The following is a 26,439-nucleotide window of genomic DNA, read 5'->3' on the forward strand; positions in this document are numbered from 1 at the left end:
CCTATGCCGCGGGGTCCAGCCCCGCAGCCTCCAGCAGGTACGCGGTCAGCGGTGCGTAGTAGTGCGGCGCCACATTGTCGTCCAGGGGCACACTCACCCGAATGCTCTGCTCCGCCTCACCGACGAACAGCGCCGGGTCGTTGGAGTCGGCGAAGCCCACCGTCTCCAGGCCGCGCCCGCCCGCGCAGCCGGCCCAGCCGTGGTCGGCTATCACCAGGTCGGGCAGCGGCTCCCCGTCCCGCCCCAGGGCGTCCAGGATCTCCCGCATCGGGTCGGGGGAGTGGGGTGTGCACCAGGCCGCCACCGCGGTGCAGCATGAACACGCCGGCCAGATGACGTATCTCGCCCCCGTCCGCGTACAGGTGGCGCTCGGCCGGGGCGACCAGTGAGCAGCCCGCGCTGCGCAGAGCGGCGGCCAGCGCGTGGTGGACGGCGAAGAGCCCGGCCGGGTGCCCGGTGGCCAGCAGCACCCGGGAGCCGTTGCGCACCGCCTTCTGCAGCACTTCGGCCATCCGGTCCAACGCGTCGATCGTCAGTTCGACATCTATGGTGTCCTGTCCCTGCCGGTGCCCGGGGTCGGCGACGACTCCACAGCGCTCGGCCATCAGCTCCAGCACGTCGGCCGGATCGGTCCAGCGGTCACCCAGATCCAGTCCCAGCCAGTAGTAGCGGTTGCCCTCGGCGAGCGCGCGGTAGTGGTCCAGGTTGTTCTCGCGGCTGGTCGCCACGTCCCCGGCTATCCGGGTACGGACGAGGTGGTCGGCGAGGTCCTGACGGCTGGGGGCGACGGGCGCGGGATCCATGGGCATGCGGATATTGTCCCGCGTCCGGCGCACACGCGTGCGACGGCCTGTGGACAACTCGAACCCAAGATCGACGCCGAGGCGCAATCGCCGCCCCGAATTGGAGGAAACGTACATTCCGGGACGGCCGAGCGGCGACGTAGGGTCCCGGGGACCCACCCCACCAGGAAGGCAGGCCCATGAGCAGCGCAGATCCGCGCGGCCCCGTCGACTCCTCCCGCGTCCCGCGCTACGCGGGCCCCGCGACTTTCGCCCGGCTGCCGCGCCTGGACGAGGTCGGCGCCGCGGACATCGCGGTGGTGGGGGTGCCCTTCGACGCGGGGGTCTCCTACCGGCCCGGCGCACGGTTCGGCGGCAACGCCATCCGCGAGGCATCCCGCCTGCTGCGTCCGTACAACCCCGCGCAGGACGCCTCGCCCTTCGCGCTCGCGCAGGTCGCCGACGCCGGGGACATCGCAGCGAACCCCTTCGACATCGATGAGGCCGTGGCGACCATCGAGGCCGCCGCCGATGACCTGCTCGGCACCGGCGCCCGGCTGATGACCCTCGGGGGCGACCACACCATCGCGCTGCCGCTGCTGCGCGCGGTCTCCCGCCGGCACGGCCCGGTCGCGCTGCTGCACTTCGACGCGCACCTGGACACCTGGGACACCTATTTCGGCGCCGCCTACACCCACGGCACGCCCTTCCGCCGGGCCTTCGAGGAAGGCATCCTCGACACCTCGGCGCTCAGCCACGTCGGCATCCGCGGACCCCTGTACGGCCGGAAGGACCTCGACGAGGACGAGCGGATGGGCTTCGGCATCGTCACCTCCGCGGACGTGATGCGCCGGGGCGTGGACGAGATCGCCCAGCAGCTCCGCGAGCGGATCGGCGACCGGCCGCTCTATGTCTCGGTCGACATCGACGTGCTGGACCCGGCGCACGCGCCCGGCACCGGTACTCCCGAGGCCGGCGGGCTGACCTCCCGCGAACTGCTCGAGATCCTGCGCGGCCTGTCCGACTGCCGGCTCGTCTCGGCCGATGTGGTGGAGGTCGCCCCGGCCTACGACCACGCCGAGATCACCTCCGTGGCCGCCTCCCACACGGCCTACGAGCTGACGACGATCATGTCCCGGCAGATCGCGGCCTCCCGCTGAATCACCCGAAGGGACTACGACCGATGTCGTACTCATGTGCGACTTTGGTCGTTGGTTCTGTTGCGGGAGGATGAAACGCGCAGTCCGGCGCGTTGCAGCCTCGGGCGGAAGGGTCGGGCGGGGCAGCAGAGCAGGCCCCGCCCATCCGATGATCAGTGGGAGGAATCGCGTGACGAGGGCGAAGGACGAACCGGAGCAGGGCTGGCTCCGGCGACTGACCGCGTACAGCTGGCGGTACAAGCGCGAAGTCCTGCTGGCGCTGGGCGCCTCGCTCGGCGGCATGGCCGTCACCGCCCTGGTCCCGCTCGTCCCGAAGATCATCATCGACGACGTCATCGTCAAGCACGACAAGCCGCTCCTGCCCTGGGCGATCGCTCTGGTGGTGGCCGCGCTCGTCGTCTACGCGCTGACATACGTGCGCCGCTACTACGGCGGACGCCTCGCCCTCGACGTCCAGCACGACATGCGCAATGAGATGTTCCGCTCGATCCTGCGCCTCGACGGCCGCCGCCAGGACGAGCTGAGCACCGGTCAGGTCGTCGGCCGGGCCACCAGCGACCTCCAGCTCATCCAGGGCCTGCTCTTCATGCTGCCCATGGTCGTCGGCAATCTGCTGCTCTTCGTGCTCTCGCTCGTCGTGATGCTGGTGCTCTCCCCGCTGCTGACCCTGGTCGCGCTGGCGGTGGCCCCGGCCCTGTGGTTCATCGCCAACCGCAGCCGCAAGCGGCTCTTCCCCGCCACCTGGTACGCCCAGGGGCAGGCCGCCGCCGTCGCCGGCATCGTGGACGGATCGGTCACGGGCGTCCGCGTGGTCAAGGGGTTCGGCCAGGAGCAGCAGGAGATGGGCAAGCTGGAGAAGGTGGGCCGCCGCCTGTTCGCCGGGCGGGTGCGTACCGTCCGGCTCAGCGCCCGCTACACCCCCGCGCTCCAGGCCGTCCCGTCGCTCGGCCAGATCGGCATGCTGGCGCTCGGCGGCTGGATGGCCACCCGGGGTCAGATCACCCTGGGTACATTCGTCGCCTTCTCCACGTACCTCGCCCAGCTCACCGGGCCGGTGCGGATGCTCACCGTCATCCTCACCGTGGGCCAGCAGGCCCGCGCCGGTGTGGAGCGCGTCTTCGAGCTCATCGACACCGAGCCGACTATGACGGAGGGCAGCGGCACCCTGCCGGCCGACGCGCCCGCCACCGTCGACTTCGACCAGGTGTCCTTCGGCTACACCGAGGAGCGGCCCGTCCTGGCCGGCTTCGACCTCCACGTGGCGCCGGGTGAGACCGTCGCGATCGTGGGTTCCTCGGGATCGGGAAAGTCCACCGTTTCCCTGCTGCTGCCCCGGTTCTACGACGTCACCGGCGGCGCGGTGCGCGTCGGTGGCACCGACGTGCGGGAGCTGACCTTCGACGCGCTGCGATCGGTGATCGGCCTGGTCCCCGAGGACAGCTTCCTGTTCTCCGACACCGTGCGGTCCAACATCGCCTACGGTCATCCCGAGGCGACCGACGAGCAGATCGTCGCCGCCACCCGGGCCGCCCAGGCGCACGAATTCATCACCGCGCTGCCCGACGGCTACGACACGGTGGTCGGCGAGCAGGGCCTGACCCTCTCGGGTGGTCAGCGGCAGCGGGTCGCGCTGGCCCGCGCCATCCTCATGGACCCCGGACTCCTGCTGCTCGACGACGCGACGTCAGCGGTCGACGCCCGCGTGGAAGCCGAGATCTTCGACGCGCTGCGCGAGGTCATGCGCGGCCGGACGACGGTCCTGATCGCCCACCGCCGCTCCACGCTCGCGCTCGCCGACCGGATCGCGGTGCTGGATGCCGGACGGCTGGCCGATGTGGGCACCCATGAGGAACTGGAGGAGCGCAGCGCCCTCTACCGCGCGCTGCTCACCGATCCGGAGGCACTCGGCGCGGACGTGGTGCAGCTCGACCCGGCGGGTGCGGCGGCAGCCGCTGAGGAGCGGGAGCGCGCCAACGGCGGGATCACCCCTGAGCTGTGGCCGGCGGACCGCCGTCCGGCCGGTTCCGAAAGCGACGCGGCGGCGACCGCCGCCGGTGTGATGACCCCGCGCAACGCCGGCGCCGGTGGTCCCGGCGGCCTGGCGGGAGCGCTGGCCGGCATGCCCGCCACGCCCGAACTGCTGGCCAAGGTGGCCGCCCTGCCGCCCGCGCTCGACACCCCCGACGTGGACGAGCAGCGGGCCCAGGCGGCCGATCCCGACTTCGGTCTGGGCAGCATGCTGCGCGGCTTCCGGACCCCGCTGCTGCTGAGCCTGCTGCTGGTCGCGGTGGACGCCGTCGCCGGACTGCTGCTGCCGATCCTGATCCGGCACGGCATCGACGCCGGCGTTCGCCAGGCCGCGCTCGGCGCGGTGTGGGTGGCGTCGCTGCTCGGCCTCGGTCTGGTGATCACCCAGTGGGCGGTGGAATGGGGCTCGACGCTGCTCACCGGACGGACCGGCGAACGTGTCCTGTACACCCTGCGGGTGAAGATCTTCGCCCACCTGCACCGGCTCGGACTCGACTACTACGAGCGCGAGCTGAGCGGCCGCATCATGACCCGGATGACCACCGACGTGGACGCGCTGTCCACGTTCCTGCAGACCGGTCTGGTCACCGCACTGGTCAGCCTGCTCACCTTCGCCGGCATCCTGGTCGCGCTGCTCGCCATCGACGTGGAGCTGGCCCTGGTGGTCTTCGCCACGCTGCCGATTCTGGTGGTCGCCACCTGGATCTTCCGCCGCAAGTCCAAGCGGGCCTACGAACTCGCCCGCGAACGGGTCGCCGTCGTCAACGCCGACCTGCAGGAGCACGTCGCCGGTCTCCGTGTGGTCCAGGCGTTCCGCGGTGAGCGACTCGGCGCGGAACGCTTCCTGCGCCGCAGCGACGAGTACCGCACCGCCCGGGTGCGGGGCCAGTTCCTGATCTCGGTCTACTTCCCCTTCGTGCAACTGCTGTCGAGCGTGGCGGCGGCCCTGGTGCTGGCCATGGGAGCGCACCGGGTCACCGAGGGCACGTTGACGGCGGGCGCCCTGGTGGCGTACCTGCTCTACATCGACCTGTTCTTCTCACCCGTGCAGCAGCTCTCGCAGGTCTTCGACGGCTATCAGCAGGCCACCGTCTCGCTCGGCCGGATCCGCGAGCTGCTGCGCGAGCCGACGACCACCCCGGCCGCCGAACGGCCCGAGCCGGTGGGCCGGCTCCGGGGCGAGATCACCTTCCGCGACGTGCACTTCCGCTACGGCAGTGCCGCCGACGGCACCGAGGCTCTCGCGGGGATCTCCCTGCGCGTGCCGGCCGGACAGACCGTCGCCTTCGTCGGTGAGACCGGCGCCGGCAAGTCCACCCTGGTCAAGATGGTCGCCCGGTTCTACGACCCGACCGACGGCGCGGTCCTCGTGGACGGCGCCGACATCCGCGGACTGGAGCTGACCGACTACCGCCGGCAGCTCGGTGTCGTCCCCCAGGAGCCGTACCTGTTCGCGGGCACCGTGCGCGACGCCATCGCGTACGGCCGGATGGACGCCACCGACGCCGAGGTGGAAGCGGCCGCGCGTGCGGTCGGCGCCGACGCCATGATCGCCACGCTGGAAGGCGGCTATCTGCACGAAGTGGCCGAGCGCGGCCGCAATCTGTCCGCCGGACAGCGGCAACTGATCGCGTTGGCCCGGGCCGAGCTGGTCGACCCGGTGATCCTGCTGCTGGACGAAGCCACCGCCGCCCTCGATCTCGCCTCCGAGGGGCTGGTCAATCAAGCTTCCGACCGGCTCGCCATACGCCGTACGACACTGGTCGTCGCCCACCGGCTCAGCACCGCCGCGCGCGCCGACCGGGTGGTGGTGCTCGACCGCGGCCGAGTGATCGAAGACGGCACCCACGAGGCATTGCTGGCCCACGACGGCCGCTACGCCGAACTCTGGCGGACCTTCACCGGCGAACTGCAGGAGGCCGCCTGACGGGACGCCGCCCGCCACCCGCCCCGCCGCCTGCCGACCTCCGGCCACCGCCCCGGCCCCCACCACCGCCCCGGCTCCGTCCTCGCCCGGGTCTCTGCCTCCCAGCGGGCCCGGGCGCCGGTCCGGATCCCGCTCAGCCGAACACCGGCCGGGCCGGCAGGCGCTCCTTCGGCACCTCGAACACGACTGTCAGGGCGAACGGCCGCAAACACTCGGATGGCGGTACCGGCCGGCTGACCCGCAGGAGCAGCCGCTCCCCCGACACGACGAGGTTCGCCGCCGTTGCCGCGCTGCACCCGGTGGTGGCGGTCCAGCCCACCAGCAGGTCCCGCGAGAAGTCGGCGCCCTTGCCACCGGCCGCGATCTCCGTCGCCGCCCGGGCGTCCCCCGGCGCGGCCCGCTCGGCGAAGCGGCCGAGCTCTGCCTGGTCGTGCAGCACCGCCTTCACCCCGGTGGACCTCGGCGCGGCGGACGAGAAGTACACGATCCTGCCGACGGGTGGCTTCCCGTCGGAGGGCGACGACTCGACGCGTGTGGGGGGTGGAGTGCTGTCCGCCGGTTCGCCACCGGGATGTACGCCGTTCCCGGCCCCCGTACCGCACCCGGCGGCGAACGCCGTCAGCGATGCGGCCATCAAGGCGGCCGTGAACACTTTGCGCGGGCTCACCGTCAGCATGCCGATCGGACGCCGGCCGCCCCCGACCGGTTCCGTCCCGCTTGCTGGGGCGGCGGGGGACGACGACGAGGGAGCGGCGAAGGCCGGCCCGCGCGGCGGCCACCGGGGCCGAGCCGGTCAGGCCGACTCGACCAGCAGCCGCTCCAGGAGCTCCCGGCCGGCCGTCAGCAGGCCGGGCAGTTCCGGTGCGGCGCTGTGCCACCGCTTCTCGTACTCCCAGCACAACCAGCCGTCCCATCCGGCCCGGCTGAGCACCTCGACCGTCTCGGCCAGTGGCAGCACCCCGGCGCCCAGCGGCAGCGGCGCCGTATCGGCCACGGAAGCGATGTCCTTCACCTGCACGTAGCCCAGGTAGGGGGCGAGTACCGGATAGGTGGACGACGGTTGCTCCCCGGCCAGCCAGGTGTGCATGATGTCCCAGATCGCCCCGGTCGAGTGATGCCCCACCAGACCCAGCACCCTGGCCACATCCGCCCCGTTCCGGTGCGAGTCGTGGGTCTCCAGCAGCACCCGTACCCCGAGGTCGCCCGCGATCGGAGCGGCCGCGGCCAGCCGCCGTGCCGCGAATCCGTCCGCCGAAGCCTGGGGCAGGTCCCCGCCGCCGGGAAAGACCCGAACGAACGACGCCCCCAGGTCCGCGGCCAACTCCATCGCGGCGCAGATCTCGTCCAGCACCGGCCGGTCCTCTCCCGGGGCGGCCACCTTGGCGTAGGCGGCGACCGTGAGGATCTCCACCCCCGCCTTCGCGAACTGCTCAGCCACCCGGGCCCGTTCGGCGGCCGACAACCCGGTGTGGACCGGTCCCTCCTCGCTCGCGCGCAATTCGACGCCGTGGTAGCCGTGTTCCGATGCGAGCCGCACCACCTGGTCGATCGGCAGTGCGGGGACCCCGAGGGTGGAGAAGGCGAATCTCATTCGCCGGACACTAGGCACCGCGTGGTGCCAGGTCAACCGGACTCCGCGGCGATGTCAGCGGCGCCCGGGTGACGGCGGCGCCGTCGACCCGCGGACCATCAGTTCGGTGGCGACCGTCGCCACCCCGCCCGGCGGAGGCGCCTGGCGCCCCATCACCAGCCTTCCGGCCCGCGCCCCTGCCTCCTGCAGCGGAATGCGGACCGTGGTCAGCGCGGGGGACGCGTCCACGCTGAACGGCAGATCGTCGAAGCCCGCCACCGAGACGTCGCCGGGAATGCTGAGGCCGCTGTCCCGCAGCGCCGCGCACACCCCGAGCGCCACGGTGTCGTTGGCGGCGACGATCGCGGTCACTCCGGTCTCCCTGCGCAGGAGTTCGAGCGTGGCGTCGTAGCCGGAAGAACGGTCGTAGCCGCCGTGGACCGTCAGCCGGTCGGCCGCCGCTCCCGCGCCGGTGTCCGGTCCGGGACCGCCGGCCAGCAGCGCCGCGCGATGGCCCTCCAGCCGATGCCGTGTGGTGCTGCGCTCGGCGGGCCCGGCGACGTAGCCGATCCGGCGGTGACCCAGCGACAGCAGGTGCTCGGTCAGCCGCCGGGCGCCGCCGCGGTTGTCGAAGGCGATCGTCATCAGGCCCAGCGCGTCACTGGCCGGCTCCAGCGGGGGACGGCCGCACAGCACGATCCGGGTGCCGGAGGCGGCCAGCCGGGTCAGCCGGGTGGCGACGGCCGCCGCGTGCGCCTTGCTCTCCACCGTGCTGCCGGTGAGCACGACGCCCGCGGCCCGCTGGCGTTCCAGCAGCGTCAGGTAGGTGAGTTCGGCCTCGGGCGATCCGCCGGTGTTGCAGACCACAGCGAGTTTGCTGCCGCCCGGCTGGGTGCCGCCGGCGCCGATCTCCGCCTGGAGCGCGCTGGCGATGAGGCCGAAGAAGGGGTCGGCGACATCGTTCACCAGTACCCCGACGAGGTCGGAGGTGGCCGCGGCGAGCGCGCGGGCCTGGCCGTTGACGACGTAGTCGAGTTCCTCGACCGCCCGTTGGACACGGTCCTTGGTGGAGCCGGCCACCGGATAGTTGCCGTTGAGGACCCGGGAGACGGTCGCCGACGACACCCCGGCCCGCGCCGCGACGTCGGCCAGGGTCACTGCCATCTCGGTCCGGTCCTCCTCGGGGGATGGGCGCTGGGCCGCCGACCGCGGTCGATGGGCGGGGACCGCCGTCCGGCGGGGTACATGCTCTCATTTCGCGGCAGCGGAGGGGAGCGGCCGGCCCGGACGCTGCTCGCCTTGGCCGCTGGACTCTAGCAAGTTCTAGCAAGCGCTTTCTATCCCCTCCAGGATGGGCCTTGCCCCGACGGAGGCCGCAGGTTAGCGTGCATCGGGAAGAAAGCGCTTGCTATTGATCCCTGCCAAGGGTCACCATCCGGCTCCGAGGAGAGCAGCCATGACACGCAGGACGATGCGGATCGCCATGAACGGCGTCACCGGACGCATGGGCTACCGGCAGCACCTGGTCCGTTCCCTCCTGAGCCTGCGTGATCAAGGCGGGCTGGAGCTGGGGGACGGCGACGTACTGGTCCCCGAGCCGGTACTCGTCGGCAGGCGTGAGCCCGCGCTCAGGGCGATCGCCGAGCGGCACGGCATCGAGCACTGGACCACCGACCTCGACTCGGTGCTCGCCGATCCGTCCGTGGAGATCTACTTCGACGCCCAGGTCACCGCGGCCCGCGAGGCGGCCGTGACGCAGGCGATCGCGGCCGGCAAGCACATCTACTGCGAGAAGCCCACCGGCACCACTTTGGCGGGGTCCCTGGAACTCGCCCGGCTCGCCGAGGCCGCCGGGATCAAGCACGGCGTGGTGCAGGACAAGCTCTTCCTGCCCGGCCTGCTCAAACTCCGGCGGCTGGTGGAAGGCGGCTTCTTCGGCCGCGTCCTGTCCGTCCGCGGCGAGTTCGGGTACTGGGTGCACGAAGGCGACTGGCAGAGCGCCCAGCGCCCCTCCTGGAACTACCGTGCCCAGGACGGCGGCGGCATCGTCGTCGACATGTTCCCGCACTGGGAGTACGTGCTGCACGAGCTGTTCGGCCGGGTGCGCAGCGTGCAGGCCCTGGCCACCACGCACATCCCGCAGCGCTGGGACGAGCAGGACAAGCCGTACGACGCCACCGCCGACGACGCCGCCTACGGCATCTTCGAGCTGGACGGGGGAGCGATCGCGCAGATCAACTCCTCCTGGGCGGTGCGCGTCAACCGGGACGAACTGGTGGAGTTCCAGGTCGACGGCACGCACGGGTCGGCCGTCGCCGGGCTGCGGGACTGCCGGGTGCAGCACCGCTCGGCCACCCCGAAGCCGGTGTGGAATCCGGATCTGCCCGTCACCGAGTCCTTCCGCGACCAGTGGCAGCAGGTCCCGGACAACGCCGAGTTCGGCAACGGCTTCAAGGCGCAATGGGAGCTGTTCCTGCGCCACGTGGTGCTCGACGAGCCGTGGCGCTGGGATCTGCTGGCCGGCGCCCGGGGGATGCAACTGGCCGAACTCGGCCTGAAATCCTCCGAGCAGGGCCGTCGCATCGAGGTTCCGGAGCTGTCCCTGTGAGCATCCTGCTGCCGTCCGGGTCCGGACTCCCGCGCCCCTATGCGCCGCGTTCGGAAGCCGTCTCCTGGACCCCCGATCTGCCGCTGCGCAGCCGCGTGGTGTATTCGGCCGCGCACGTCGTGGCGGACCCGCTGTGCGCGGCGGCCGACGCACCGGCGGTCGTCGACTGGGAGGCCACTCTCGCCTTCCGCCGCCACCTGTGGGCGCACGGCCTGGGCGTGGCCGAGGCCATGGACACCGCACAGCGCGGCATGGGGCTGGACTGGGCCGGGGCCGCGGAGCTGATCCGCAGGTCCTCGGCCGAAGCGCGGTCCGTCGGCGGGCGCATCGTGTGCGGCGTCGGCACCGATCAACTGGCCGGCCCGGCGAGCCTCGGCGAGGTCGTGGCCGCTTACGAGGAGCAGCTGGCCGTCGTCGAGGAGGCCGGCACCCAGGCGGTCCTGATGGCGTCCCGCGCCCTGACGGCCGTCGCGAAGGGGCCCGACGACTACCTGGAGGTGTACGAGCGGCTGCTGCGGCAGTCCTCCGATCGGGTGATCCTGCACTGGCTCGGTCCGATGTTTGATCCGGCGCTGGCCGGCTATTGGGGCTCGGACGACCTGGACGCGGCGACCGAGACCTTTCTCGACGTCATCGCCACCCATCCCGAGAAGGTCGACGGCGTCAAGGTCTCGCTGCTGGACGCGGACCGTGAGGTCGCGCTGCGCCGCCGCCTGCCCAACGGCGTGCGCTGCTACACGGGCGACGACTTCAACTACCCGGAGCTGATCGCGGGCGACGAACAGGGCTTCAGCCACGCCCTGCTGGGCATCTTCGACCCCCTGGCGCCGCTGGCGGCATCGGCTGTCAGCCTCCTCGACACGGGCGACATCCCGGGCTTTCGGCGTGTCCTCGATCCCACCGTGGAACTGTCCCGGCACCTGTTCGGCCCGCCGACCCGCTTCTACAAGACCGGCGTCGTCCTGCTCGCCTGGCTGGCCGGGCACCAGGACCACTTCACCATGCTGGGCGGACTGCAGTCGGCCCGCTCGCTGCCGCACCTGGCACGAGCCTACGAACTGGCCGACCGCATCGGCCTCTTCCCCGATCCGGCGCTCGCCGAGGACCGGATGCGGCGCCTGCTCGCAGTTCACGGGGTGGACGCGTGAGCGACGGAGCGACCCCCGGGAAGGCGACCTCCGGGAAGGCGCCCGGTCCCCTGGCGCGGCTGAGCATCAATCAGGAAACGATCAAGCAGTGGTCGCTGCCCGACCTGGCGGCGGGCTGCACCGCGGCGGGCATCACCCAGGTCGGGCTCTGGCGGGCGCCGGTGCAGGAGTACGGGGTCCGGCGCGCCGCGCGGCTGATGCGGGACAGCGGACTGACCGTCACATCCCTGTGCCGCGGCGGCTTCTTCACCGCGTCGGACGCCGGGGACCGGGCGGCGGCCCTGGACGACAACCGCAGGGCGATCGACGAGGCGGCGACCCTGGGGACCGGAACCCTGGTCCTGGTATCGGGCGGCCTGCCGCCGGGGGACCGCGACATCGCCGCGGCCCGCGAGCGGGTGGCCGGGGCCATCGCCGTCCTGGCCCCGTACGCGGCCGAACGCGGGGTGCGGCTCGCCGTCGAACCCCTGCATCCGATGTATGCCTCGGACCGGTGCGTGGTCTCCACCCTCGGCCAGGCCCTGGACGTCGCGGAGCGCTTTCCCGCGGAGCAGGTCGGTGTCGTCGTGGACACCTACCACGTGTGGTGGGACGACACGGCCGCGGCGCAGATCGTACGGGCCGGGACCGGCGGCCGGATCGCCTGCTTCCAGGTCGCCGACTGGGTGACCCCGCTGCCCGAGGGGGTGTTGCTCGGACGCGGGCAGCTCGGCGACGGCTGCGTCGACCTGCGGGGATTTCGCGAACAGGTGGACGCGGCCGGCTACCGCGGCCCCGTCGAGGTGGAGATCTTCAGCCCGGCGCTGTGGGCCCGGGACGGCGCGGAGGTGCTGGCGGAGATCGCCGAAAGGTACCGGCGGCACGTCCGCTGAAAAAATCTTGAGAAATTTGATGGTCGTACTACAACCCTTGTGGGGGGTGGTCGGTCATACATGGCATCAAGGCTCCCGGGAGGGGTTCAGGGAGTCAGGACGGAAGAAACGCCCGAGGGGGGCTTCGGGGGTAAGAGGGGGAACGCGAAAGGGGTCCGGCTTCGTGCCGGACCCCTTTCGTTTGCCCGGCCGCGGGTTTTCCACAGGGCGGGCCCCGGGGCCGACGAAGTGTCCTCGGCGGGCGGTACCTTCTGAGCAGATCACCACCGCAGCCCGAAGGGAGGCCGGACATGGCGGAGACCGCGACGCACCTTTCCGTTCTGGAAGGCGTCCTGGAGCGCATCACCTACGCCAACGAGGACAACGGCTACACCGTCGCGCGGGTCGACACCGGCCGCGGCGCGGCGGACCTGCTGACGGTGGTCGGGGCGCTGCTCGGGGCGCAGCCCGGAGAGTCCCTGCGGATGCACGGCCGTTGGGGCTCGCACCCGCAGTACGGCAAGCAGTTCACCGTGGAGAACTACACGACGGTCCTTCCGGCCACGATCCAGGGCATCCGCCGCTATCTGGGATCGGGCCTGATCAAGGGCATCGGGCCGAGGATCGCCGAGCGCATCGTGGAGCATTTCGGCACCGACACCCTGGAGGTCATCGAGTCCGAGCCCAAGCGCCTGGTCGAGGTGCCCGGACTCGGCCCGAAGCGGACCAAGTTGATCGCCGCTGCCTGGGAGGAGCAGAAGGCGATCAAGGAGGTGATGGTCTTTCTGCAGGGCGTGGGCGTCTCCACATCCATCGCGGTGCGGATCTACAAGAGCTACGGGGACGCGTCGATCTCCGTGGTGAAGAACCAGCCGTACCGGCTGGCGTCCGAGGTCTGGGGCATCGGCTTCCTCACCGCCGACCGGCTGGCGCAGGCGGTCGGGATACCGCACGACAGTCCGGAGCGCGTCAAGGCCGGCCTGCAGTACGCCCTGTCGCAGGCCACGGATCAGGGCAACTGCTTCCTGCCGCAGGAGCGGCTGATCGCCGACTCGGTCAAGCTCCTCCAGGTGGACATCGGCCTGGTCATCGACTGCCTGGGGGAACTGGCCGACGAGCAAGGGGTGGTGCGCGAGGACGTCCCGGCCGCCGACGGCGACCGGGAGCCGGTGAAAGCCGTCTACCTGGTGCCTTTCCACCGGGCGGAGATATCGCTGGCGGGCCAGTTGCTGCGGCTGCTGCGCGGATCGGAGGACCGGCTGACCGCCTTCCAGGACGTGGACTGGGACAAGGCGCTGGCCTGGCTCACCACCACGACCGGGACCGACCTCGCGCCCGAGCAGCAGCAGGCGGTCCGGCTGGCCTTGACGGAGAAGGTCGCGGTCCTCACCGGCGGCCCGGGCTGCGGCAAGTCCTTCACCGTCCGCTCGGTGGTGGCCCTGGCCCTGGCGAAGAAGACCAAGGTGATCCTCGCGGCACCCACCGGCCGCGCGGCCAAGCGGCTGGCCGAGCTGACCGGCGCGGACGCCTCGACCGTGCACCGGCTGCTGGAACTCAAGCCGGGCGGCGACGCCGCCTACGACAAGGACCGGCCGCTGGACGCCGACCTCGTGGTGGTGGACGAGGCGTCGATGCTCGACCTGCTGCTGGCGAACAAGCTGGTCAAGGCGGTGCCGCCCGGCGCCCACCTGCTGTTCGTCGGGGACGTGGACCAACTGCCGAGCGTGGGCGCCGGGGAGGTGCTCCGGGACCTGCTCGCGCCGAGCAGCCCGGTGCCCTCGGTGCGCCTCACCCGGGTGTTCCGCCAGGCGCAGCAGTCCGGCGTGGTGACCAACGCGCACCGGATCAACGCCGGCGAGCCGCCCGTCACCCAGGGCCTGCCCGATTTCTTCCTCTTCGCCGAGGAGGACTCCGAGGCGGCCGGCCGGCTCACCGTCGATGTGGTGGCCCGGCGGATTCCCGCCAAATTCGGCCTCGACCCGCGGCGGGACGTGCAGGTGCTCGCCCCTATGCACCGCGGCCCGGCCGGTGCCGGGGTGCTGAACGGTCTGCTCCAACAGGCCGTCACGCCGGGCCGCCCGGACCTGCCCGAGCGACGCGTCGGGGGCCGGACCTTCCGGGTGGGCGACAAAGTCACCCAGATCAGGAACAACTATGACAAAGGCGCCAACGGCGTCTTCAACGGCACGGTGGGCGTGGTGACCGCCCTCGATCCCGACGAGCAGAAACTGACCGTGCGCACCGACGAGGACGAGGAGATCGACTACGACTTCGACGAGTTGGACGAGCTGACCCACGCCTACGCGGTGACCATCCACCGATCCCAGGGCAGCGAGTACCCGGCCGTGGTCATCCCCGTCACCACCGGTGCCTGGATGATGCTCCAGCGAAATCTGCTGTACACGGCTGTGACCAGGGCGAAGAAACTGGTGGTGCTGGTCGGGTCACGGCGCGCCATCGGGCAGGCGGTGCGCACGGTGTCCGCCGGAAGACGTTTCACAGCTCTCGACCACCGGCTCTCCCCGGGCGCAGAATAGGCACTCCGTGCCACTTTTCGGCTTGATGGCCGACCCCGAGTGCACACCTCGGTGTCAAATGGGGGACAGTGGATGTAGTCAGGGCACCTCGAAGAAGAGGCAACACCGTCGGTGAGGGAATGACGTGAGCGACAACTCTGTAGTACTGCGATACGGGGACAGCGAACACAGCTACCCGGTTGTGGACAGCACCGTCGGCGACAAGGGCTTCGACATCGGCAAGCTGCGTGCCGACACGGGCCTGGTCACTTTGGACAGCGGGTACGGCAACACCGCGGCCTACAAGTCCGCGATCACCTTCCTGGACGGTGAGCAGGGCATCCTGCGCTATCGGGGTTACCCGATCGAGCAGGTCGCCGAGCGCGGGAGCTTCCTGGAGACCGCCTACCTGCTGATCAACGGGGAACTGCCGACCGTGGACCAGCTGTCCGAGTTCAAGGGTGAGATCACTCAGCACACCCTGCTGCACGAGGACGTCAAACGGTTCTACGACGGCTTCCCGCGCGACGCGCATCCGATGGCGATGCTGTCGTCGGTGGTCAGCGCGCTGTCCACGTTCTACCAGGACAGCCACAACCCGTTCGACCCGAAGCAGCGCCACCTGTCCACGATCCGGCTGCTCGCCAAGCTGCCGACGATCGCGGCCTACGCCTACAAGAAGTCGGTCGGCCAGCCGGTGGTCTACCCGCGCAACGATCTCGGCTACGTCGAGAACTTCCTGCGGATGACCTTCTCGGTGCCGGCCGAGGAGTACCAGCTGGACCCGGTCGTGGTCAGCGCACTGGACAAGCTGTTCATCCTGCACGCCGACCACGAACAGAACTGCTCGACGTCGACGGTCCGCCTGGTCGGCTCCTCGCAGGCGAACCAGTTCGCCTCGATCTCCGCGGGCATCAGCGCGCTGTGGGGCCCGCTGCACGGGGGCGCCAACCAGTCGGTGCTGGAGATGCTCGAGCGCATCCAGGCCGAGGGCGGCGACGTCGACTCGTTCATCGCGAAGGTGAAGAACAAGGAAGACGGTGTGAAGCTCATGGGCTTCGGGCACCGTGTCTACAAGAACTTCGACCCCCGGGCGCAGATCATCAAGGCGGCGGCGCACGACGTCCTGTCCGCGCTCGGCAAGTCCGACGAACTGCTCGACATCGCGCTCAAGCTCGAAGAGCACGCACTGAGCGACGACTACTTCGTGTCGCGCAAGCTCTACCCGAACGTGGACTTCTACACCGGCCTGATCTACCGGGCCATGGGCTTCCCGACCAGCATGTTCACCGTGCTCTTCGCGATCGGCCGGCTTCCCGGCTGGATCGCCCAGTGGCACGAGATGATCAAGGAGCCCGGCTCCCGGATCGGCCGTCCGCGGCAGATCTACACCGGCGTCGTCACCCGCGACTACGTACCGGTCGAAGCCCGCTGACCCGAGGGCCTAGCGGCTCGACGGAAGCAAAGGAGCGCCCCGCGACGGATCCCCCCACGGGTCCGGCACGGGGCGCTCCCGTCTCCCGGCGCGAATCCCCCCACGGGTCCGTACCGGGCGTTTTATGGGCGGCAGCGTCGCAGCCGGGACGGAGGACCCGGGAGGGCCGCTCAAAGCTCCCCGGGCATCGCCCCGGCGACGCGACTCGGACCGTCCCCCAAGACAGCCCGCACCGCATCCCCCGCACTGACTCCGCCGGGAGTGCAGTGCTCAAGACATAAGACCCACGAACCACCGTAATGGTTACGTTCCAAGCCCTGTGATCTACGTCTCTTCATTGAAACGCCCCTCTCGCAGGCTACCCCCCGCGCGCGGTCGGCGACGGGCGATCCCGTAGCGTGCTGTTCTTCTCGAGGGGCGGAGCACATGGCAGAGAACGGGACAGCGGTCCGCAACGTCGTGGTCACCGGTGGGGGCACCGGCATCGGGCTGGCCATCTCCACCCGGTTCGCCGAGGACGGGCACCGCGTCACGATCGTCGGCCGCCGCCGGGAAGTGCTCCGAGCCACCGCCGAGGATCTGCGTGTCACCCGCGGGCTGGACATCACCCCCGTCGTCTGCGATCTCGCCGATCCCGACGACGTCGAGGCCGTACTGCCGAAGCTCCCCGACCGGGTGGATGTGCTGGTGAACAACGCGGGAAGCCGCGAGCTGGCGGTCGGCGCCGGCCCCCACGGCGTGCTGGCCCGCTGGCGCGGTGACTTCGAACGGAACGTACTGACCGCGGTACTGCTGACCGAGTCGCTCCGGGACCGCTTCACCACCGACGGCGGCCGAGTGGTCACCGTGACCTCGGTGGCGGCGCTGCGGGGCGGCGGCTCCTACGGGGCGTCCAAGGCCGCCCTGCACGCCTGGAACCACTCGCTCGCCGCCCAGCTCGGCCCTCAGGGCGTGACCTGCAACATCGTGGCGCCGGGCACCGTCGCGGGCACCGAGTTCTTCGGTTCGCGCCTGAATGAGGCCGAACTGACGCGCCGGGCCGGCCGCACCCTGGTGGGGCGGGTCGGGCGACCGGCGGATGTGGCCGCGGCCGTGCTCTTTCTCGCCTCGCCCGAGGCGGGCTTCATCACCGGCGAGATCCTGCAGTGCAACGGCGGCGAGCTGCTCGGCCGCTGAGCTGCCCGGCCGCTCGGGCGCCGAGTCACCCGGCGGGCAAAACGCGCCACGAATGTCGGCGTCGGCGGGAAGAGGAGTGGCGAGGCGCACGTTGGTCTAAAGGTGTCGTCACTGGATTTCACCTCTGGACTCGCCGAGTACCTACGGGGTGGACATGTCGTCTGGGCGTACGCGCTGCTGGCCGCGACGACGGCCCCGCCGCTCGTACCCAACGCCGTGCTGCTTGTCACCGGCGGGGTGATGGCGGCCGAAGGGCGGCTGAATCTCGCGCTCGTCCTGCTGGTGGTGGCCGGCAGTGCCCTGATGGGCGATTTGCTGATCCACCGGGCGGGGCACGCGGTGAGCGGCAGGGTGCTGCGCCGCATCCAGCGCCGCCCGCGTCAGACGGCACTGCTGAACTGGGCGGCTCTTCGCATAGAGCGCTACGGAGTGCCCTTCGTGATGGGAATCCGGTTCCTGCCCAGCGGCAGGGTGATCGGCGGCCTCGCGGCCGGAGTCGTGCGGTACCCGGCGCGCCGCTACGCCATCGGCGCCGGTGGGGCGGAGGTCATCTGGGCCTCGTACTCCGTCGGCGCGGGATACTTCAGCGGACGTGCGGCTTCGAACAGTTTCTTCGCGCTCACCCTTGGTGTCGGCATATCGGCCGTGGTGGCCGCCATCGGGATGCTGGCGCAGTGGATCTCCCGCACCCGGGAAGGCCGCAGCACCCGAGGGCCCGGGGCATTCGCCCGGCCGTCGGCGGTCGTGGCGGCTTCGCTCGCCGGGCAGCGCGCGGCGATGGCACCGGTCCGGAGCACCTCGGGAGCCTCCATCGCTTCGACGGTCGCTGTGCCCGCGATGCGCGGCCTTGCCGAGGGCGGTCCGAAGACCGGGCCGCCCGCTGATTCCCCGCAAGATGCCGAGCCGGGGGACGCGGTCGAGGCGGGCGACCCGGTCGGCCAGCGAGGCAGCCGCCGTTCCCGTTGCGGGGCGGCCGGGCGCGGCAAGTAGCTGCGCGGAGCTCGGTCACCGGCCGGACCGTATTCCGGACCCCTGGGCCTTGTCGGCTTCGGGGGTTTTGTGCTGCCGGGGGCGGCGGCGCGGCTCGGGACAGGGCGGGGCCCCGCGCTCCGAGGAGCGGCGAGGCCCCGGGCGGCCTGCCGCCAGCCGTGGTGCCGGGATCAGTCGGCGTCCCGGCGGCCCCGGTTTCCGGGCCGCCGGGCGCTCCAGGCCCGAATGGTGTCGGCGTACCAGAACGGTTTGCCGCCCTCCACGACATCGGGCTCGGGCAGGTGCCCGTGCTTGCGATAAGAGCGCACGGTGTCGACCTGTACGCGGATGTGCGCGGCGATGTCCGCGTACGACCACAAAGTCCGGTCGCTCATGATGCACCTCCATGCGGTAGGGATGTCGGTCGGTACCTACGTCCGGTCAACGACGGCTGAAGATCGCCGCATGGGTCTGTTGATCTTCTGTGACATGGAACCCGCGTAACGGTGACAAAGTGGCGAACAGGTAACTTTGACCGGAGATCGGCACTTCGATCACTCTTTCGGGGAATTGAACGTGTTCCGCCGTTTTAGCAACGCTGTTCTGCGGCAGACTTCGAACACATGACGAGCGCAGCAACCACGACAACCCCCGCCGCCCATGAGTGAGTCCGTGTCCGTCGCCCTGTTCACGGCGGACCTCCGGTTGCACGACAATCCGGTGCTGGCCCGAGCCGCCGCAGCCGACCGGGTGGTGCCGCTCTTCGTCGTGGATCCGGCCATCGCCCGCGCCGGATTCGTCGCGCCGAACAGGGCGGCCTTCCTCGCCGAGTGCCTGGCGGACCTGGACGAGGGGCTGCGGGCGCGCGGCGGCCGCCTCGTGGTACGACGGGGCGATCCGGTCGAGCAGGTCTGCGCGGTGGTGCGGGAGACGGGCGCCGGCGAGGTGCACATCGCCGGCGGGGTGAGCCGCTACGCGACCGGGCGCGAGCAGCGGCTCCGAGCGGAGCTGGCCCGGCTCCGCTGCGCGCTGACCGTGCACGACGGGGTGCTCACGGTGGTGCCGCCCGGTGCGATCGTCCCGACGGGCCGGGACCACTTCGCGGTGTTCACCCCGTACTGGCGGCGGTGGCAGGAGGAACGGGTTCGCACCCCACTGGCGGCGCCGCGCCGGGTGACGGTGCCCGAGGCGGTGCGCCCGCTCCCGCTGCCGTCGGCGGAGGACCTGATCGGCCGGCAGGGCGGTGAGCCGTCCCCGAGCCTGGCCCGGGGCGGGGAGAAGGCGGGGCGCCGGCTGTGGGCCGGCTGGCGGCGGGACCGGATCGCCGAGTACGGGGAGCGGCACGACGACTTGGCGGGTGATGTCACCTCTCGCCTGTCGCCCTACCTGCACTTCGGCTGCCTGTCGGCGACCGAACTCGTCCACGGGGCAGGGGAGTCCGGCGCGCGCGGCGGTGGCAGGTCCGAGGAAGGGTCCGGGGCGGCCGATTTCGTCCGGCAGTTGGCCTGGAGGGACTTCCATCACCAGGTCCTGGCCGCCCGCCCGGCGGCGGCGTGGCACGACTACCGGCCGAGGAGGGACCGATGGCACGACGACCCCGAGGAGGTGGCCGCGTGGAAAGAGGGACGCACCGGTTACCCCGTGGTGGACGCGGCGATGCGGCAGTTGCGGCACGAGGGATGGATGCACAACCGGGGCCGGCTGCTCGCGGCGAGCTTTCTGACGAAGACGCTGTACGTCGACTGGCGGATCGGCGCTCGGCACTTCCTCGACCTGCTGGTGGACGGGGATCTGGTGAACAATCAGCTGAACTGGCAGTGGGCGGCGGGCACCGGCACGGACACCCGGCCCAACCGGGTGCTCAATCCCGTGCGGCAGGGGATCCGTTTCGACCCGGAGGGGGATTACGTCAGGCGATGGGTGCCGGAACTGGCCGGCTTGGACGCGCGCCGGATCCATCAGCCGTGGAAGCTGAGCGGTCAGGAGCGGGCCCGCTACGACTACCCGGAGCCGATCGTGTCCCTTGCCGAGGGGCAGGAGCGGTTCGCCCGGGGGCGGATCCGGGGGTGACGGCATCCGGGGCGGTGGCGAGCTCAGCCGGAGACCACCCGCAGCAGGTGCGCGGCCGTGGCGGACATCGCGTCCCGGGCCGGGCGGAGATAGCGACGGGGGTCGACCGCTGAAGGGTGGGCGCCGAGGTGGTCGCGGACGGCCCCGGTGAAGGCGATGTTGAGCGCGGTGCCGATGTTGATCTTCGTCATGCCGGCCGCCACGGCGAGCCGGAGCTCGTTGTCCGGCACGCCGGACGAGCCGTGCAGCACCAGGGGTACGTCGACGGCGCCCCGGAGCCGGGCGATCAGCTCGTGGTCGAGGCCGGCGGTGCGCTCGGTCATCGCGTGGGAGCTGCCCACCGCGACGGCCAGGGCGTCGACACCCGTGGCGGCGGTGAAGGCGGCGGCCTGGTCGGGGTCGGTGCGCACCCCAGGGGCGTGGGCGCCGTCCTTCCCGCCGACCTCGCCGAGCTCCGCCTCGACCCAGACCCCGTTGTCGTGGGCCCAGGCGGTGATGCGCCCGGTGGCACGGACGTTCTCCTCGTAGCGCAGCGTGGAGGCGTCGAACATCACCGAGGTCACGCCGGCCGCGATCCCCGCCCGCAGCAGCTCCTCGTCCTGGATGTGGTCCAGGTGCAGGGCGACCGGGACCGACGCGGAACGGGCGACCAGGGCGGTGGCCGCGATGACGGGTTCGGCACGGCCGCCGTGGAACTTCACCGCGTTCTCGCTGATCTGCAGGATGACCGGCAGGCCGGTCTGCTCGGCGGCGGCCGTGATCGCCTCCGCGTGCTCCAGCGTGATGACGTTGAAGGCGGCGACACCGCGACCCGAGGCGCGGGCGGCGAGGACGAGTTCGGCGGTGGTGGCGGCGGGCATGCGGCGGATCCCTCGGGCGATGCGGGCGGCGGGCGGATCGGGCGGATCGGGCGGCTGGTGGAGGGGCTGAGGGGGTGGGCTGAAGGGTTGGGGGCCCGGTCAGGGGAGGATGACGGACCGGGTCAGGTTCCGGGGCTGGTCCGGGTCGAATCCCCTGGCCTCGGCGATGGCGACCGCCAGGCGCTGGGCCCGGATGAGGTCGGCGAGCGGGTCGGTGGCCGGTCGGGCCTGGAGCCGTCCGCCGACGCCGGCCACGTTGTCGGCCAGGCCGTCGGGGAGCGGGCCGAAGGACCAGACGGCGCGGCCGGGGCCGGTGATGCTGATCGGGCCGTGGCGGTATTCCATCGCCGGGTAGGACTCGGTCCAGGCGCCGGCCGCCTCGCGCATCTTGAGGGCCGCCTCCTGGGCGAGACCGTAGGTCCAGCCGGTGCCGAGGAAGGTGAACTGCTCGGCTTCCGTCAGCCCGGCGGGCAGCTCGTCCTTGACCGCCGCCCGGGCGTCCGCGATCGCCGAGGTCAGGTCCTCGCCGAGGTGGGCACGCAGCAACGCCAGCACCGTGGTGGCGAACCGGGTCTGGACGACGGACTGCTCGTCGGCGAAATCGAGGACCACGACCTGATCGGCGGCGGTCATCACCGGGGTGCCCGGGTCGGCGGTCACGGCGGTGACCGGGATCGAGCCGCGCAGCCGTTCGCAGGCCCGCAGTACCTCGGTGGTGGTGCCGGAGCGGGTGATGGCCAGCACCCGGTCGTAGCGGCGGCCGAAGGGGAATTCCGAGGCCGCGAAGGCGTCCGTCTCGCCCTGCCCGCTCTGCTCGCGCAGCGACGCGTAGGACTGGGCCATGAACCACGAGGTGCCGCAGCCGATCACCGCGACGCGCTCGCCGGGCCGCGGCAGCTTCCCGCTTTCCGCGGCGGCGAGTTCGACCGCGCGCTGCCAGCACTCCGGCTGGGTGGCGATCTCGGTGGTGGTCAGGGACGACGCGGACATCGGTGCTCCTCACGAAGGGGCGGCCAAGGTGCGGCAGGCGGACGTCGCGCTGCTGCTGTCGTCAGTGTAGATGATTGAACCTGCTCGAAACGAGCGTGGAACGAGCATAAATGTACAAGGAGTTCGAGCCGGCTCCGGACCGGGGGCGTGCGGGACCCGGGGTCCGGAGGGCGTGGTGCGCGGGCGGCGCTCCGGAGGCGGCAGGCCGCTCAATCGCCGGCGAGATCGTCGGTCGCGACGCGGGCGGCCCGGGCGGTCCGCAGCAGGAAGTCGGCGATCATGACCAGGTCGGCGTCCTCGTACTCGGAGCAGACCTGGTCCATGGCCCGGTTGAGCCCGGAGAAGAGAAAGAGGACCTCGGCTTCCTTCTCCTTGACGATCCGGACCAGGATGGCCCGCCGGTCACTCGGATTGGGAGTGCGGACCACCCAGCCGCCGCGTTCGAGCCGGTCCAGGACGCCGGTGAGGGTGGCCGGGTGCAGTCCGGCGCGCTTCGCCAGCGCGGTCGGACCGATCGGACCGTAACGGCTGACCAGGTCCAGGCACTCCAGATCGGCGTGCCGGATGTCGAGATGCGTGCCCACCTGATGGGTGAGCAGGGAGAGTTGGACGCTCAGATCGCGCAGACCGTCCTTTATTCGGGCGGTCAGCCGTCTGCGGCGCCGCGCGGCGGAGGCCGCGGGTGCGGCCGCGGCCACAGGTCGGGCTGCAGGTGGGGGTGGGGGTGCAGGGGTGGGTGCGGATGCCAAGGAGGGCGCCGATTTCGCTGCCGGCGCGGCTCCGGGGAGGGTGGAATCCATACGTGACGATCCTCGTATCGCTCGCTCGCCTTGATTGGCCACATGAACGCCGCACGGCCCTTGGCGGCGATCACGATTCCGGCAGCCGGTCGATCCGAATAACCAGCCCTCCGGAGGGTGGCTCAAGCGCACACCTTCTCACAGCACTCCTTTCAACTCGAAGACTTCCGTGAAACGTTCCGCGCCCGCCCGCCTGTGCAGAGGTCGGGCGGGTGCGATCCGTGGGAATACTGAGGATGAAAGGGTGGTATGAGGAGCGATGGGTTCATCCGCTCGATTCGATCACCCGGCCGCGATGCCCTCGCCGCCGATGCCCCCGGGCACGGCCACTGACCCGATCGGCGTCAATGAGCCGCCGTGGCCCACCCGGAACTCGTCCACCGTGCCGGTCGCGCCGGTCTGCGCGTACAGGAAGGCGCCGTCGGAGGAGGCCGCCGCGTCCACTGTCCCGCCGTCGGTGGCCGTCGTTCCGAGCGGGGTGAGAGCGCCGTGCGGGGCGACCGCGTAGTCGGACAGGGTGCCGCTGCCCGCGTTGGAGACGTAGAGATCCTTGCCGGTGGCGACCACCCAGCAAGTCGCCTGCTGGCCAGTGGCCGTCGCGCCGAGCCCGGTCAGGCGGCCGTCCCGCCCGAGGGCGAAGCTGGCCACCGCGTTCGGCCCGGCCTCGGTCACCTGGAGCCGGCCCGCGGAATCGAAGGCGAAGCCGAAGGGGACCGCGTCCGGCGCCGCGGTGACCACCGGACGCGGGGCCGGGGCGCCGAAGATGCTCAGCGGGAAGACATCGATGCTGTTGGCCGCGGCCTTGGTGGTGACGACCAGGGCCGAGCCGTCGGGGGTGAAGGCGATCTGGCCGGGCGTGTGGGTGAACTGCGGCGCGGCGGAGGGATCCAGGCCGAGTCCGCGGTGCCAGGACGGCACCCGCAGCAGCCGGTCGCCGATCCGCTGGAAGCCCTGGATCGAACCACCGCCGAGGGCGTTGGCGACGTACACCAGGTCGCCGTGGACGCCGATGCTCACGGGGAAGTCGCCCCCGGAGGAGATGACCTGGAGGCGCCGCAGCCGGTCGCCGTGCACGGCGAAGACGCTGAGGGTGTCGCTGCCCGCATTCACGGCGTAGAGCAGCTGGTGGGGCCGGTCGTAGGCGAGCGAACCTTCCGACGCCAGGTGATCCACCACGGATCCGTCCAGCATGCCGCCGCGGCCACCGGTGGCATACACCCCGCGCTGCTGCAGGGAGCCGTCGGGGGAGCGGTGGTAGGCCACGACGGTGTTGGCGGCGGTGTTGTCGCTCTGCACGAACACCCCAGTCGACGCTTCGTGTTGACGCTGGGGCGCGGCGGAGGCGCTCGGGGCCGCGGCGGCGAGGACGGCGGCTGCCGACAGGGCGACAGCGCCGATGGCCGCGGTGCGGGCGGTGCGGGCGGTGCGGGCGGTACGGATGGTGCGGGCGGTACGGGTGGCACGGGCCGCGCGGCCCTGGGGCGTTGAGGTTTTGCTGGGGGAAGGCATGATCGGGGACTCCTCGTGGGAAGGGTGGGGGGCGGCCTGCGGGCAGGCCGATGAGAGGCTTCAACATCCCTATGTGCGAAGGGAGTTGACGCACCAGCAACCATGTGTTGACCCGTCCTCACGCTAGCCCGGCAGGCCGAGCGCCAAAGGTGCAAAGGCCGCGAAATGCCGAGGCGTCCGGGGTCCGTAAGAATTGCCACCCATTCGGCGGTACGGCGAGTCCGGTGGATCCGCGAGGATTTCTTCGGGCCCACCGAAAAGCGCGAGGGGGCCGGTAATCCACAGCCGCCGGAATTACCGCCCCGTCGCCTCCTGTCCTTTCTCTGCACCGCGCCACGGCATATTTTTTGACCCGGCACCGGGACAGTCCTCGTCCCGAATCCTCGTCCCGAATCCTCGTCCCGAATCCTCGTCCGGAATCCTCGTCAGCATCCGACCGCCGCCGTGCCGCTCCACCAGCCGCCGTCAGCCCGTCCCGCGCCCGGCTGCCGGTGCCGCTCGGGGTGAGCCCGGCACCCGCGACGAATCCGTCCTCGCCGTCGCCCGCTTTCCGCCGCGCGAAGATCGGCTTCTGCGCCACCATGGGGAACAGCCCGGTCCCGGATCCCCTGAACGGCGAGGACACCCATGAGCGCAGACGTGTACGAGGTCGTCGATCCCACGACCGGGGGCGTCATCGACGAGGTCGCGATGCTGGACGCACGCCAGGCCGACGCCGCGATCGCCCGGGCGGCGCAGGCATCTCCGGCCTGGCGGGCGCTCGCGCCGGCCGACCGGGCCCGGCTGCTGCGGGCGTTCGCCGCCGCGGTCGACGCCGACCTGGAGAACCTGGCCCGGATCGAGGTGCGCAACGCCGGCCACACCATCGCCAACGCGCGCTGGGAGGCCGGGAACGTCCGGGACGTGCTGGAGTACTTCTCGGCCGCGCCGGAGCGGTTGTTCGGGCGGCAGATCCCGGTGGCGGGCGGAATCGACATCACCTTCCGCGAGCCGTTGGGCGTGGTCGGGGTGATCGTGCCGTGGAACTTCCCGATGCCCATTGCCGGCTGGTCGATCGCCCCGGCACTGGCGGCCGGCAACACCGTGCTGGTCAAACCGGCCGAACTCACTCCGCTGACCGCGCTGCGGCTGGGCGAGCTGGCGCTGCAGGCCGGCATCCCGGACGGCGTGCTGCAGATCCTGCCCGGCGCCGGGCCGGTCGTCGGCCGGCGATTCGTGGACAATCCGCTGGTCGGCAAGGTGGTGTTCACCGGCTCCACGCAGGTCGGCCGGCAGATCATGGCCGGGTGCGCCGCCCAGGTGAAACCGATCACGCTCGAGCTGGGCGGAAAGTCCGCCAACATCGTCTTCGCCGACGCCGACGTGGAGCGGGCCGCCGCGTCCGCACCCGGATCGGTCTTCGACAACGCGGGGCAGGACTGCTGCGCCCGGACCCGGATCCTGGTCGAGCGGCGGATCCTGGACCGCTTCATGGAGTTGCTCGAACCGGCCGTCCGGGCCTGGCGGGTCGGCGATCCGCAGGACCCGGACACCGACATGGGCCCGCTGATCTCCGCCGCGCACCGGGCGAAAGTCGCCGCCTACGTCCCCGACGACGCCCCGGTCGCCTTCCGGGGCAGCGCCCCCGAGGGACCGGGCTTCTTCTTCCCGCCGACCGTGCTGGCCCCGGTCGCGGTGGACGCCCCGGCCTTCCGTGAGGAGATCTTCGGCCCGGTGGTGACGGTGGTGCCGTTCGAGGACGAGGCGGAGGCGATCCGGATCGCCAATGACACGTCCTACGGCTTGTCCGGCTCGATCTGGACGCAGAACCTGGGCCGGGCTCTGCGTGTCGCCCGCGCTGTGGACAGCGGCAATCTTTCGGTCAACTCGCACTCGTCGGTCCGCTACTCCACTCCTTTCGGTGGTTTCAAGCAGTCCGGCCTGGGACGGGAGCTGGGCCCGGACGCATTGGACTCTTTCACCGAGGTCAAGAACGTGTTCATCGCCACCGACTGATCGAAACCCCGGCCCGCCCGAACCGCCAACGAACCACCCACCGAA

19 protein-coding genes and 1 pseudogene are annotated in these 26,439 nt (G+C 71.3%); 11 read left to right on the plus strand and 9 right to left on the minus strand.

Annotated features, from left to right (window positions below; translation table 11 throughout):
• Nucleotide 1 precedes the first annotated feature (1 nt).
• Nucleotides 2-803 (minus strand): annotated as a pseudogene (locus GA0115240_RS22730) (phosphatase).
• Nucleotides 804-982: 179 nt separating this feature from the next.
• Here GA0115240_RS22730 and speB point away from each other — a divergent pair.
• Nucleotides 983-1,942 (plus strand): agmatinase, encoded by a 960-nt coding sequence (speB, locus tag GA0115240_RS22735; protein ID WP_093739088.1) that lies wholly within the window; start codon nucleotides 983-985, stop codon nucleotides 1,940-1,942.
• Between the two features lie 148 nt (nucleotides 1,943-2,090).
• On the plus strand, nucleotides 2,091-5,897 hold the full coding sequence (locus GA0115240_RS22740) for an ABC transporter ATP-binding protein (RefSeq protein WP_093739090.1): 3,807 nt from the start codon (nucleotides 2,091-2,093) through the stop codon (nucleotides 5,895-5,897).
• Between the two features lie 133 nt (nucleotides 5,898-6,030).
• On the opposite strand, the gene GA0115240_RS36305 is transcribed toward GA0115240_RS22740, so the two are convergent.
• The 3 genes from GA0115240_RS36305 to GA0115240_RS22755 all read right to left on the minus strand — a co-directional run bounded on the left by GA0115240_RS36305 (nucleotide 6,031) and on the right by GA0115240_RS22755 (nucleotide 8,631).
• Nucleotides 6,031-6,381, minus strand: a complete 351-nt coding sequence (locus GA0115240_RS36305) for a hypothetical protein (RefSeq protein WP_141708934.1) — start codon at nucleotides 6,379-6,381, stop codon at nucleotides 6,031-6,033.
• Between the two features lie 309 nt (nucleotides 6,382-6,690).
• A complete protein-coding gene (locus GA0115240_RS22750; RefSeq protein ID WP_093739094.1) occupies nucleotides 6,691-7,488 on the minus strand; it encodes a sugar phosphate isomerase/epimerase family protein in 798 nt (265 codons plus the stop codon).
• A 54-nt stretch (nucleotides 7,489-7,542) separates the two neighbouring features.
• The gene (locus GA0115240_RS22755; protein WP_093739096.1) at nucleotides 7,543-8,631 is read right to left on the minus strand and encodes a LacI family DNA-binding transcriptional regulator; all 1,089 of its coding nucleotides are present in this window, start codon (nucleotides 8,629-8,631) and stop codon (nucleotides 7,543-7,545) included.
• Nucleotides 8,632-8,923: 292 nt separating this feature from the next.
• Between GA0115240_RS22755 and GA0115240_RS22760 the strand changes: the two genes are divergently transcribed.
• From GA0115240_RS22760 to GA0115240_RS22790, 7 genes are all read left to right on the plus strand, one after another.
• Nucleotides 8,924-10,075 carry a Gfo/Idh/MocA family protein gene (locus tag GA0115240_RS22760; protein WP_093739098.1) on the plus strand — a complete coding sequence of 384 codons (1,152 nt, stop codon included), beginning with the start codon at nucleotides 8,924-8,926 and terminating at the stop codon, nucleotides 10,073-10,075.
• Nucleotides 10,072-11,223 carry a dihydrodipicolinate synthase family protein gene (locus GA0115240_RS22765; RefSeq protein WP_093739100.1) on the plus strand — a complete coding sequence of 384 codons (1,152 nt, stop codon included), beginning with the start codon at nucleotides 10,072-10,074 and terminating at the stop codon, nucleotides 11,221-11,223. The genes GA0115240_RS22760 and GA0115240_RS22765 overlap by 4 nt, the downstream gene beginning before the upstream one ends.
• The gene (locus GA0115240_RS22770; protein WP_093739102.1) at nucleotides 11,220-12,095 is read left to right on the plus strand and encodes a sugar phosphate isomerase/epimerase family protein; all 876 of its coding nucleotides are present in this window, start codon (nucleotides 11,220-11,222) and stop codon (nucleotides 12,093-12,095) included. Before GA0115240_RS22765 ends, GA0115240_RS22770 begins: the two co-directional genes overlap by 4 nt.
• 290 nt (nucleotides 12,096-12,385) lie before the next feature.
• Nucleotides 12,386-14,611: an SF1B family DNA helicase RecD2 gene (locus GA0115240_RS22775; RefSeq protein ID WP_093739104.1), complete on the plus strand. Its 2,226-nt coding sequence runs from the start codon at nucleotides 12,386-12,388 to the stop codon at nucleotides 14,609-14,611.
• A 124-nt stretch (nucleotides 14,612-14,735) separates the two neighbouring features.
• Nucleotides 14,736-16,025 carry a citrate synthase gene (locus GA0115240_RS22780; protein ID WP_093739106.1) on the plus strand — a complete coding sequence of 430 codons (1,290 nt, stop codon included), beginning with the start codon at nucleotides 14,736-14,738 and terminating at the stop codon, nucleotides 16,023-16,025.
• 426 nt (nucleotides 16,026-16,451) lie between these two features.
• Entirely contained in the window at nucleotides 16,452-17,201 is a 750-nt protein-coding gene (locus GA0115240_RS22785; protein WP_093739108.1) for an SDR family NAD(P)-dependent oxidoreductase, read from the plus strand.
• Nucleotides 17,202-17,303: 102 nt separating this feature from the next.
• A complete protein-coding gene (locus GA0115240_RS22790) occupies nucleotides 17,304-18,191 on the plus strand; it encodes a DedA family protein (RefSeq protein ID WP_093739110.1) in 888 nt (295 codons plus the stop codon).
• A 170-nt stretch (nucleotides 18,192-18,361) separates the two neighbouring features.
• Here the strand turns inward: GA0115240_RS22790 and GA0115240_RS22795 are convergent, their stop codons facing one another.
• Nucleotides 18,362-18,565: a MarR family transcriptional regulator gene (locus GA0115240_RS22795; RefSeq protein ID WP_093739112.1), complete on the minus strand. Its 204-nt coding sequence runs from the start codon at nucleotides 18,563-18,565 to the stop codon at nucleotides 18,362-18,364.
• Between the two features lie 265 nt (nucleotides 18,566-18,830).
• On the opposite strand from GA0115240_RS22795, the gene GA0115240_RS22800 reads away from it, so the two are divergent.
• On the plus strand, nucleotides 18,831-20,240 hold the full coding sequence (locus GA0115240_RS22800; RefSeq protein WP_093739114.1) for a cryptochrome/photolyase family protein: 1,410 nt from the start codon (nucleotides 18,831-18,833) through the stop codon (nucleotides 20,238-20,240).
• Nucleotides 20,241-20,263: 23 nt separating this feature from the next.
• Here the strand turns inward: GA0115240_RS22800 and GA0115240_RS22805 are convergent, their stop codons facing one another.
• The 4 genes from GA0115240_RS22805 to GA0115240_RS22820 all read right to left on the minus strand — a co-directional run bounded on the left by GA0115240_RS22805 (nucleotide 20,264) and on the right by GA0115240_RS22820 (nucleotide 24,399).
• Nucleotides 20,264-21,100 carry a class II fructose-bisphosphate aldolase gene (locus tag GA0115240_RS22805; RefSeq protein WP_093739116.1) on the minus strand — a complete coding sequence of 279 codons (837 nt, stop codon included), beginning with the start codon at nucleotides 21,098-21,100 and terminating at the stop codon, nucleotides 20,264-20,266.
• 99 nt (nucleotides 21,101-21,199) lie between these two features.
• On the minus strand, nucleotides 21,200-22,090 hold the full coding sequence (locus GA0115240_RS22810; RefSeq protein ID WP_093739118.1) for an SIS domain-containing protein: 891 nt from the start codon (nucleotides 22,088-22,090) through the stop codon (nucleotides 21,200-21,202).
• A gap of 209 nt (nucleotides 22,091-22,299) precedes the next feature.
• Nucleotides 22,300-22,788 carry a MarR family transcriptional regulator gene (locus GA0115240_RS22815; protein WP_256069938.1) on the minus strand — a complete coding sequence of 163 codons (489 nt, stop codon included), beginning with the start codon at nucleotides 22,786-22,788 and terminating at the stop codon, nucleotides 22,300-22,302.
• Nucleotides 22,789-23,172: 384 nt separating this feature from the next.
• A complete protein-coding gene (locus tag GA0115240_RS22820; protein WP_107407196.1) occupies nucleotides 23,173-24,399 on the minus strand; it encodes a lactonase family protein in 1,227 nt (408 codons plus the stop codon).
• A gap of 627 nt (nucleotides 24,400-25,026) precedes the next feature.
• Here GA0115240_RS22820 and GA0115240_RS22825 point away from each other — a divergent pair.
• Nucleotides 25,027-26,394 (plus strand): aldehyde dehydrogenase family protein, encoded by a 1,368-nt coding sequence (locus GA0115240_RS22825; RefSeq protein ID WP_093739122.1) that lies wholly within the window; start codon nucleotides 25,027-25,029, stop codon nucleotides 26,392-26,394.
• The last annotated feature ends 45 nt before the right edge of the window (nucleotides 26,395-26,439 follow it).

This window comes from Streptomyces sp. DvalAA-14 (assembly GCF_900091855.1).
Classification (GTDB): Bacteria; Actinomycetota; Actinomycetes; order Streptomycetales; family Streptomycetaceae; genus Actinacidiphila.